The 9645-nt window shown below is 65.7% G+C and carries 7 protein-coding genes; 4 read left to right on the forward strand and 3 right to left on the reverse strand.

Translation table 11 applies throughout. From position 1 onward, the window contains the following. The first annotated feature begins 274 nt into the window (after positions 1–274). The 4 genes from QZY03_RS24750 (at position 275) to QZY03_RS24765 (ending at position 6963) form a co-directional block, all read left to right on the forward strand. Positions 275–2599: a rhomboid family intramembrane serine protease gene (locus QZY03_RS24750; protein ID WP_295585576.1), complete on the forward strand. Its 2325-nt coding sequence runs from the start codon at positions 275–277 to the stop codon at positions 2597–2599. 271 nt (positions 2600–2870) lie between these two features. Continuing rightward, a complete protein-coding gene (locus QZY03_RS24755) occupies positions 2871–3656 on the forward strand; it encodes a Uma2 family endonuclease (RefSeq protein ID WP_295585577.1) in 786 nt (261 codons plus the stop codon). Further along, on the forward strand, positions 3646–5679 hold the full coding sequence (locus QZY03_RS24760) for an NAD-binding protein (RefSeq protein ID WP_295585579.1): 2034 nt from the start codon (positions 3646–3648) through the stop codon (positions 5677–5679). The genes QZY03_RS24755 and QZY03_RS24760 overlap by 11 nt, the downstream gene beginning before the upstream one ends. 3 nt (positions 5680–5682) lie before the next feature. Continuing rightward, positions 5683–6963: a PIG-L family deacetylase gene (locus QZY03_RS24765; protein WP_295585580.1), complete on the forward strand. Its 1281-nt coding sequence runs from the start codon at positions 5683–5685 to the stop codon at positions 6961–6963. 98 nt (positions 6964–7061) lie between these two features. On the opposite strand, the gene QZY03_RS24770 is transcribed toward QZY03_RS24765, so the two are convergent. The 3 genes from QZY03_RS24770 to QZY03_RS24780 all read right to left on the reverse strand — a co-directional run. Then, the gene (locus tag QZY03_RS24770; protein WP_295585581.1) at positions 7062–8675 is read right to left on the reverse strand and encodes a type I restriction-modification system subunit M; all 1614 of its coding nucleotides are present in this window, start codon (positions 8673–8675) and stop codon (positions 7062–7064) included. Continuing rightward, positions 8672–9040 carry a hypothetical protein gene (locus tag QZY03_RS24775; protein ID WP_295585583.1) on the reverse strand — a complete coding sequence of 123 codons (369 nt, stop codon included), beginning with the start codon at positions 9038–9040 and terminating at the stop codon, positions 8672–8674. Before QZY03_RS24775 ends, QZY03_RS24770 begins: the two co-directional genes overlap by 4 nt. Beyond that, on the reverse strand, positions 9037–9645 hold a 609-nt coding region (locus tag QZY03_RS24780), incomplete at its 5' end, for a restriction endonuclease subunit S (RefSeq protein ID WP_295585585.1). The genes QZY03_RS24780 and QZY03_RS24775, both read right to left, overlap by 4 nt.

Raw genomic sequence — 9645 nt, forward strand, 5'->3', positions numbered from 1 at the left:
CGCCAGGAATCTTTCTTGCGTCATTAAGCCATTCGTTACTCATGATTGACTCTCCTCGTAATCCAAAACCTAACTCTAAGTATAGACTATGCTAGAAAAATTGCATTAAGGCGCGTCCGGTTATTAAATGGCGCCTCGATAGTGCCCAAAGGTCATTGAGGTTGATCGTCACCGCCTCGGACTTGACGGCAGTCAGTGAATTGGTGGACCATTTTACCCGGACTGGTTTACCCATTGTTCGTCGCTGCTGACAATCCCGACGGGAGGGCGTCGCATGAACGATTCGTCCGATTCGATCCGTCGCGACGCTGTTCCCTATCTTTCACTCCTCATCGCTGCGGTCAATGCCCTGATTTTTTTCGTGGTGCGCCACGACTGCGCGCTCGATTACGGCTGTCTCTACCGATGGGGGGGCGAGTTCAACGTGGCGGTGGCGGCGGGGGAGTGGTGGCGTCTGCTGACGGTGGCCTGGCTCCATTGGGACTTCGGGCATCTGATCCTCAATTGCTTGGCGCTTATCTACTTCGGGCGCGCCGTAGAGGCCGCGTACGGTGCGCGGCGCTTTCTCGCCATTTATTTTGGCGGCCTCGTGGCGAGTTCGCTGGCCGTGCTCGCGCTGGCGGCCCCGGCGACGATGACGGCTGGTGCGTCGGGCGCGATCTTCGCGGTGATCGGCGCCCATGTGCCGCTGAATACGCGGCTCGACCGTTGGGGCGTGCTGATGAACCGGCGCGCCGGCGTGGTCCAGGCGAGCACGGTGGCCCTGCTGTTTTTTTCGAGCATGGGTGAGGGGGTCAGTGTGACCGGGCACCTCGGCGGGTTGGTGGCTGGGATGGCCCTTGGCGCCTGGTTCAGGCGAGTGTCCGAGATCCGCGATCGGGCCACCCGTCGTGAGCGCAACGATTCCGCCAAGGCGTGCGTCATCCGTCGGGAGGCGCACACCCTGCCCGTGCCGGTGATCGCCGGGCTGGTGGTCGCTGGCGCGGTGCTGCTCGGCTTCAACCGGACCGCCCAGCTCGGCCGCATCAGCGGCGCGGGCGACCTCTATGTGGTGGACGACACCGATATAGAGCGCGCGCGGGTGCTCGGCTTTGCGCGCGACCTTCGTGAGGCGATCATCGAAGCCCCGCCACCCGATGTCATTCTGCTGCGCCGCGAAGGCGAGGGGTATGCGCTGGGTGTTCTTGGCTCCGTGAATCATTCGGTCGATCCCGACCTGGTGCGCCGCGAGATGGCGCTGAACGTGATGGTCATCGCTCAGCAGGCGCTCGGGGATACCGAACTCGCTTTCGCGATGCTGGACTTTGACCTGCGCGAGACCGAGCGGTTCGATCCCAGCCTGATGGCCGCGGTGCGCGAGCCGGCCCGCAACCTTCGGCGGGCCAAGGACCTTCTAGTCGAGGGCGACGCGGACGGGGCACTGGACGCCTTGGCCGCGGCGTCTCAGGGGCCCCAGTATTTCTTGTCGCCGCGCACGCAGCGGTTGGCGATCCTGGAACAGCAGGGTCGCATCGCGGACGCCGTCGCCGTGGCGGACGAGATCCGCTCACTCTTTTCCGATAACGCGCAAGTGCTGGCCCAGACCGGCAGCGCTTACGTCCGTCTGGGGACGCCGGAGCGCGCGCTGTCGATGCTCGACCAGGCCCTGGCGACCCATCCGGACGAGCCGGCGCTGATCAATGCGCGCGGCGTTGCCCTGGAAAGCCTCCAACGCTATGCGGAGGCGGAGCGGGACTATCGGGATCTGCTCAGGCTACAGCCCGAGGCTGCCGTCGCGCACCGCAACCTGGGCGACGTGCTGGAGGCCACCCGCAGATACGATGAGGCGGTGCTCGCCTACACCCGTGCCCTGGAGCTGGCTGGAGACCAGAGCTGGCTGCGGGTCCTGCGCGCTTGGGCGATGATCGGGGCGGGCCGTTGCCCGGAAGCGCGCGCTGACCTCGAACTGGTGCACCAGCGTGAGCCCGGGAACACCAAGATCTTTGCACCGCTTGCCAATGCGCTCCTGTGTGTCGGCGACTTCGCCGGTGTGATCGCCCGCCTGGCGCCGTTCGCGGACCGACCGGATGAGGACATCCATCGTTACTTGGGCGATGCGTATTTCCTGGCGGGCGACCTGAGTGGCGCGCTGGGCGAATACGCCCGTGTCCGCACGCTTGCTCCCGCGAACGCTTACGCCTCCATGATCCATTATATTGTCGCGCGGCGCCTCGCCGGCCCGGAAGGCGCAGCGTTCGCCGGTGCCGGGCTCGGGCCGATTGGGGATCCCGACCGGGATCTGGCCGATTACATCGCCCCGCTGCCCCCTGACCGCTGGCCCGTGCCCATCGCGAGGATGCTGCTCGGCCAGTTGTCGCCTGAGGATCTGCTGGCGGTGGCCGCCGCGCGGCCGCAGCCCGAGCGCGTGGATTGGCGCTGTGAGGCGCTGTACCACATCGGGGAGCGCGCCTGGCTCGCGGGCGATCGGGCGGCGGCCCTGGATGCCTTCGACGGGGCAGTCGCCACTGGCGCCACCGCGATGATGGAGTACGACCTGGCCCGCTGGCGGGCCAGGCAGGTGCGCGCGGCCGGGTCGGCGGGGGAGGCCCGGCCGCTCTGAGCAACGGATTGGTCAACCGGGAGCGTCGCCTGCTTGCCGCTTGGCGCAGGATGGCGGCTCGCGGCGTCAGGCCGGACCTGGAGCGCAGACCCCCAGTGTTGCGGCAAGCCGCCGTCTCCTGCCCTGAAACGCGCCTTCGCCGACGATCGCGAGGTGCTCACGGTTGAATGACTTGTCACGGGTTGCGCTATCCTGCTGACATATCCGTGGCAGGTCCGCTGGTTCCCCAGCCACGCGCCACTGTCCGGTATCGATCGCCGAGGACCCAACGATGAGCCCCAGTCACCCCCCGCGCAACCCCAGGCCCGCCTCCGGTCCCTTCCGCGCCGACCAATTGCGCGACGGGGACCGCTACGAACTCTCGGCGGGACACCCGCTCTATCGCGCCCCCGCCGGCCCGGTGCATGCCACCGGCAACCTGAGGGGCGCGGCGGTGCTCGACAGCGACCCGGATGTCGAATGGGCCGGCATTGATGCGGGCTTTGCGCCGGAGCCCGGAATGCTGCGCGCGCCGGACGTGGCGGTCGGCCCCCAGCCCGCCGCCGGCCGGGGCTGGATCGAGTCGGTGCCGCCGCTGGCACTGGAGTATGCCGCGTCCGGTCAGGACGAGGTCGATCTCCAGACCAAGATCGCCGAGCTGATCGGCCACGGCACCCGGCTGGTCTGGGTCGCGCGGCTCACCGGCCCGCGGCGGGTCGAGGTCCACGCCGCCGGGCAGCCGATGCGCGTCGCGCGCCCGGGGGAGGATCTCCTGGCGCCCGGTATTCTGCGTAATCCGGTTCCGGTCGATGCGCTCTTCGACCGGGCGGACGGCGACCGGGTGACGCTGCGCAACCTCTTGCAGCGCGCCGGCTACGCGGACCTGGAGGCGGTGCGCTCCGAGGGCCGTGCCGATGGACTCGCCCAGGCCGTCCTCAACCTGCTCGCCGGGCGCGGCATCCCGGTGGACGAGAACACCAGGGCGCGTGTCGGCGCCTGCCGGGACCCCGGTCAGCTCGACCGCTGGCTGCTGGCCGCGGCCACGGCGCAGCGCGCCGAAGGCATCTTTGGCGACTGAGCCGGCTTGGTCCGTGGTCGGCCATTTCATCGTCTGCGGTCTGGGCAGCCTGGGTCAACAGTGCGCTGCGACGCTGACCGACTTCGGCGTCGCCGTGGTCGGCATCGAGGAGCAGCCGCCGACCCACTGGGAACTGCCGGGTCTGGACGCCCGGCTCGCCCGGCTGCTGGTCGGCGATTGCCGTCGCGTCGACCTGCTGGAAGAGGCCGGTGTGCGCGCCTGCCGGGCCGTCCTGCTGGTTGCAAGCAACGAGCACACCAATGTCGCGACCGCGCTGGCGGTGCGCAGCCTCAACCCCCGGGCGCGGCTGGTGCTGCGCTCGGCTCAGGTCAATCTGAACCGGCTGCTGGCGAGCCAGCTCGGCAACCTCGCCGCTTTCGAGGCGACCCAACTCCCGGCTCCGGCGTTCGCGATGGCCGCGTTGGCCACCGATACTGTCGGCTGGTTTCAGCTCAACGAGCAATGGATGCGGGCCGTCGAGGAGACCATCGCCGCGGGGGACCCGCGGGTGGGCCGTGCGCTGCATCGACTCTGCGCCGATGGTCGACTGGTGCTGCGCCACATCCCGGCGAGCGGCGCTCCGCCGGCCTACACCTTTCACGATTGGAACCCGGATGCGCGGCTCGCGCCGGGCGACATCCTGGTTTCGCTGGATACCAAGGCCGCGGCCCCAGGCCGCGGCGATCCGCCGCGGGTCTCGCTCGCCGCGCGTGCCCGTGCGCGGTGGCGCCGCCTGCGCGAGCTGCGGCGTCCGCGCGGACCGCGGGAGGCCTGGCGGCGCCTGTGGCTCGGCGACGGCGCGGATCGACGGCGGCGGGTCGGTATCGTCTACGGCTTGGTCCTCTGTGTGCTGCTGCTCACTGGAACCGCGCTGTTTTCCGGCTTCGACGCGGGCAGCGATGTGCCCGCGAGCTTCTTCGCGACCACCACCCTGCTACTCGGCGGCTATGCGGACGTGTTCGGAACCCTGCGCGGCAGTGCCCCGTTTCCGTGGTGGTTTCAGCTCATCGGGCTGTTCTTCGCACTGTCCGGAATCGCGCTGGTCGGGCTGCTCTACGGCCTGGTGACCGAGGCACTGCTGGCCTCCAAGTTCCAATTCGTCGCGCGCCGGCCGCCCATCCCCACCCAGGGGCATGTTGTGGTGATCGGCCTGGGCCGGGTCGGACAGCGGGTGGCCGCGCTGCTGCAGGCGCTCGGTGCCTCGGTCGTGGCGGTCTCGCTCGATCCGTCGGTGGACCGCGGCCTGCTCCCGCGGCTGCCGCTCCTGGTCGCCGGACTGGAGGAGGCACTCAGGCGGGTCCATCTGGAGGGTGCGAAGAGCCTGGTCGCGGTCACCGACGACGAGCTGCTGAACCTGGAGGCTGGCTTGGCCGTCGCCGCGCGCCACCCGGGCTGCCCGCTGGTCCTGCGCACGTTCGAGCGTCAGTTGACCGACCATCTGACTCGTCTGCTCCCCCAGGCGGAGGTGTTGTGCGCCTACGAGGTCGCCGCCGATGCCTTCGCCGGTGCGGCACTGGGCGAAGGTGTGCTGGGGGTGTTCCGGCTCAACCGCCGGAGCGTGCTGATCGCCGAGTATCAGGTCCAGCCGGGGGACCCGCTCGACGGACTGCTGCTGGCCGAGGCTGCTTATGGGTATGCGATGGTGCCCGTCCTGTTGCAGCGCGCGGGCGCGTCGCCACGTCTGCTGCCCCCGGACGATTGGCGCCTGGCGGCGGGCGACCGGCTGGCGGTGCTGGTGACTGTCGATGGGATGCGCCGCATCGAGCAGGGCGAGCGCGCCGTCCGCCCGGCCTGGTGGGAACTGCGCCTGGAGTCCGTGCTGAGCGACGACGCCCGCTTCGAGGGCGCCAACGCCCTGCACCGCAACGCCGGACTGCACTTGGCGGACGCCCGCGCGCTGCTCGGAGACCTGCCGACGGCCCTGTCGCTGCCGCTCTATCGCTTCCAGGCACACCGGCTGGACAACGCGCTGCGCAAGGTCGGCTGCCGGGCGCGGATGAGGCTTGCCCATCCGTGCGCCTAGCGCGTGACCGACCTGCTCGTCCTGGCCCTGCTGCCTGCCCTGGGGTATGGGTTCGGGCGCCGCGCGGAGCGGCGTCACTACCGCTCGATCCTGGCGCGTGAGGAGCAACTGCGCGATCTGCTGGATGTGACGCATCGGCGACAGATTTTCGTCGGCAAGGGTCCTACTCTACCCATGGCGGCCGCCCGAACCAGGCGGCATAGGCGCGTCATGCGTTGTTTGTTCATCCCGAGGCCGAGCACAATGGATAGAGCACCTGTCACCCGAGTTTGCCGATTCCTGATTGTTCTGACGATCCTGGCTGCGGTGAATCCGGTCGTTCTTGCTGGTGCGGTGGGCCCCGTTCCGCCGCGGACTCCAAACGTCCTGCTGATTACCGCGCACCCGGACGACGAGACGCTGTTCAATCTGGGCCGCTTCCGGGAGCGCGGCTGGCGGATGAGCATTGCCCTGGTAACCAACGGGGAGCATGGAGGTGTCGTCCAGGGGCTGCGGCCGGATTACGATCCGCGATCCGATGACGATATCCTGATCGAGGAAGATCCGGCGCCCGGTGTCTGGCTGACGACGCCTCCCGCCGGTCCGCGGGTGCGTGAGATCCCCACGAACCTGGACCTGGCAACACAGCGGCGCGGTGAGTTTCTCGGCAGCATGGCCCTGCACGGGGTGACGACTGTTTACTTCCTCTCCTCCCTGGCCCGATCGGATTTTGAAGACAGTTGGGATAACGGTGTAGTCAACTGGGACCGTCGCCTGCTCGCCGCCCGGCTCAAGATTGCGGCGCGCGACGCTCGGCCGGACTTGGTGATTACGCTCAATTCGGGCGAAACCTGGGCGCATCGACAGCACTTCGGGCTGGCGCAAATCATCGAGGGCCTCCACGCGGCGGGTCACTTCGACACTCCTGGTCGCCATCGGCCGGCGCTCTATGGGCTGCGCGAGCACGGCTGGTACACTGAATCCCAGGTGCCGCAGGCGGGAGACATCGCCTTCCGACGCGGCCAGCGCTCCCCGGTGCTCGGCCAGAGCTACGAGGAATACTGGCGCACCGCGACCTGGTACTACACCAGCCAGTCGTCCCATCCGGTCTGGTTTGCCGCCCGGGCCGGGGTGAACCTGATCCCCGGTTATGGAGATCAAGATCTGATCCGGCGGCTGGATTCGACCAGAGGGGCTGCGACCATTGATCTGCTGTTGCGCCGTTACCCGCCGAATGCCGCCCGCCAGGCACGGTTGCCCGCGAGGCCGCGGGTGCTGGATTTGAGCGATCGGGCGAGCCGTTAGCTCCGGAGCTTGTGCACGCAGCCTGAACATTGCCTTGCTCCTAAGGTGGTTGGCGAGCGAGCGGGTCGGTTGCCCGTCGTCCGCGCGTAAATCACCCCTCATTCACCGGGCAGAAGCGGCAAGCCAAGCTCCTTAAGAAATGCATTGTGCTTCGCCGTGGATGCCGCAACCTGCTGCTCTAATTCTACCAGCGTCCTGTTCACTGCACCGAGATCGATGACTTCCTCCGGTGTGGCGATACTGACATAGCGCGAAATGTTCAGGTTGAAGTCATTGGCCTCGATCTCCTCCATCGGCACGCGTCGGGCGTAGCGGTCCTCTTCAGTGCGGAACTGGTAGGTCGAGACGATCTTGTCGATGTGCGCGGGGAGCAACCGGTTCTGCCGTTTGCCTTTCTCGTAGTGCTCACTGGCGTTGACGAACAACACGTCATCCGGCTTCTTGCAGCGCTTCAACACCAGGATGCAGACCGGAATGCCCGTGGAGAAGAACAGGTTTGCGGGCAGGCCGATGACGGTATCGATGTGGCCGTCCTGGAGCAGCTTGGTGCGGATACGCTGCTCCGCGCCGCCGCGGAACAGCACGCCGTGGGGCAGGATGATGGCCATCACGCCTTCCTGACCCAGGAAGTGGAAACCGTGCAGCAGGAAGGCGAAGTCGGCGGCGGACTTGGGGGCCAGGCCGTAGTTCTTGAAACGGAAGTCCTCGCCGAGGGCCGCGGTCGGTTCCCAGCGGTAGCTGAACGGTGGGTTGGCGACCACGGCGTCGAACTGCAGCTTCTTGGCGGGGTTCGCCTCCTTGAGGATGTCCCAGTCGTTTAGCAGCGAATCGCCGTGGTAGATCTCGAATTCCGAATCCTTCACCCCGTGCAGCAGCATGTTCATACGCGCCAGGTTGTAGGTGGTGATGTTCTTCTCCTGGCCGTAGATCTTCCCGATGCCGTGGGTGCCAAGCTGCTTGCGCACATTGAGCAACAGCGATCCGGAGCCGCAGGCGAAATCCAGCACCTTGTTCAGCTTTTTCTTTTTTCCGGTGCTCGGGTCCTGGCTGTCCAGGGTGACGATCGCGGAGAGGATGCTGGAGATCTGCTGGGGTGTATAGAACTCCCCGGCCTTCTTGCCTGAACCGGCGGCGAATTCACCGATCAGGTATTCGTAGGCATCGCCCAGGATGTCGCTGGTGGTAGAAAACTTCGCGATGCCTTCGGCGATCTTGGTGATGATGGTGCAAAGCTTGGCGTTGCGGTCCGCATACTTCTTGCCGAGCTTTTCCGAATCCAGGTTGATCTCCGAGAACAGGCCCTGGAAAGTGCTCTCGAAGGATTCGTTCTCGATGTACTTGAAGCCCTGCTGCAGGGTACGCAGCAGTTCGCCATCCTGCGTGCGCGCCTGTTCGGCGATGCTGTTCCAGAGGAATTCCGGCTCGATCACGTAGTGCACTTTGCGGCGCATCTGTTTCTCGAACTCCGCGATGTCGGCCTCGTTCGCGTCGTACCACAGGGTTAGCGGCGGCGTGTTGGGCTGATGCGTGTTGTCCGGGTAGTCGCGCCCCAACTCCTTTTTCGCGGCAGCCTCGTAGTTATCCGAGAGATAGCGCAGGAATAGGAAGGACAGCATGTAGTCGCGGAAATCGTCCGCGTTCATGGCGCCGCGCAGTTGGTTGGCGATGGCCCAGAGGGTATCGCCCAGTTGTTTTTGATCGTTTTCGGTCATGGCGTGGTCTGCTGCGGCGTGGTCTGGGCGGCGAGCTCCGGCAGCTCGAATCGGTAGCGATCCAGGAAGGCGTTCAGGATGCGGCGGAACAGGTCCTTGGTGTCGCTCAGATGGCGTTCGCTGTCGTTGGCCAGGTCGTTGTCCCAATAGAACAGGTCTTCGGTGTAGGCGTTGAAGTAGAGCGTGTCGCGATCGATGTCCGGCCTGCGTTTGCCAGCGTCCTTGAAGGCCATCGACAGGCGGGTCTTGCCGGTACCGTTGTAAGCATAGAGCAGCACGAAATCCTGGCTGTTCAGGTCATCGCGCAGACGGGTCACGAGGCCGCGCAACGTCTTGTAGGTCTGTATCTTCGGCTTGTTGCTCATCCGTGGACCTCGTCGGCGGAGGGGAAGAGTTGCTGCATCAGGCCTTTTTTATGGACTTTGAGGGCTGCCAATTTTTCTGTTTGGGCGGCAATGAGTTCGTCGACGGAAGACAGGAATTCGGCAATCTTTTGTTGCTCGGGCAAGGCTGGAACTGATAGAGGAATATGTGCGAAATCTTTGTAATAAAGCCGCAATCTATCCGCTGTCAGTCCTTGTGAGTGAGACGTAAGAAGCCGCAAGTATCTCGGCAACTTGAGGAGGTAAGCAAAGAAGTCGGAACATACCCCATCCCGTGGTTCAAGAATAACGTATGCAGGGCTTACCATGCAATCTTCACTAGCCACACCAAAAGCCCCCTGCCACATTCGCATCATGTTATATGCGATATCGTCTTTGTATGCTCTCTTGTTGCCTCCGGGTTCCGCAATATCATCGCAGCGACGATCAAGCAGGGAGCGTCTTATTAGGATGTTCAATCTGACCCGAAATGGCGCCCAATACCCCATGCAAGAACCGTGTTGCCGGGACGCACCGGCAGTCGAGGTTCGGCGCACGGGTGGGTATGATGACGCACGCCGCCCGCGTTCAGACTCAGGCATCGACAA

Origin of the sequence: uncultured Lamprocystis sp. (assembly GCF_903933125.1) — a bacterium.
Lineage (GTDB): Bacteria > Pseudomonadota > Gammaproteobacteria > Chromatiales > Chromatiaceae > Thiodictyon.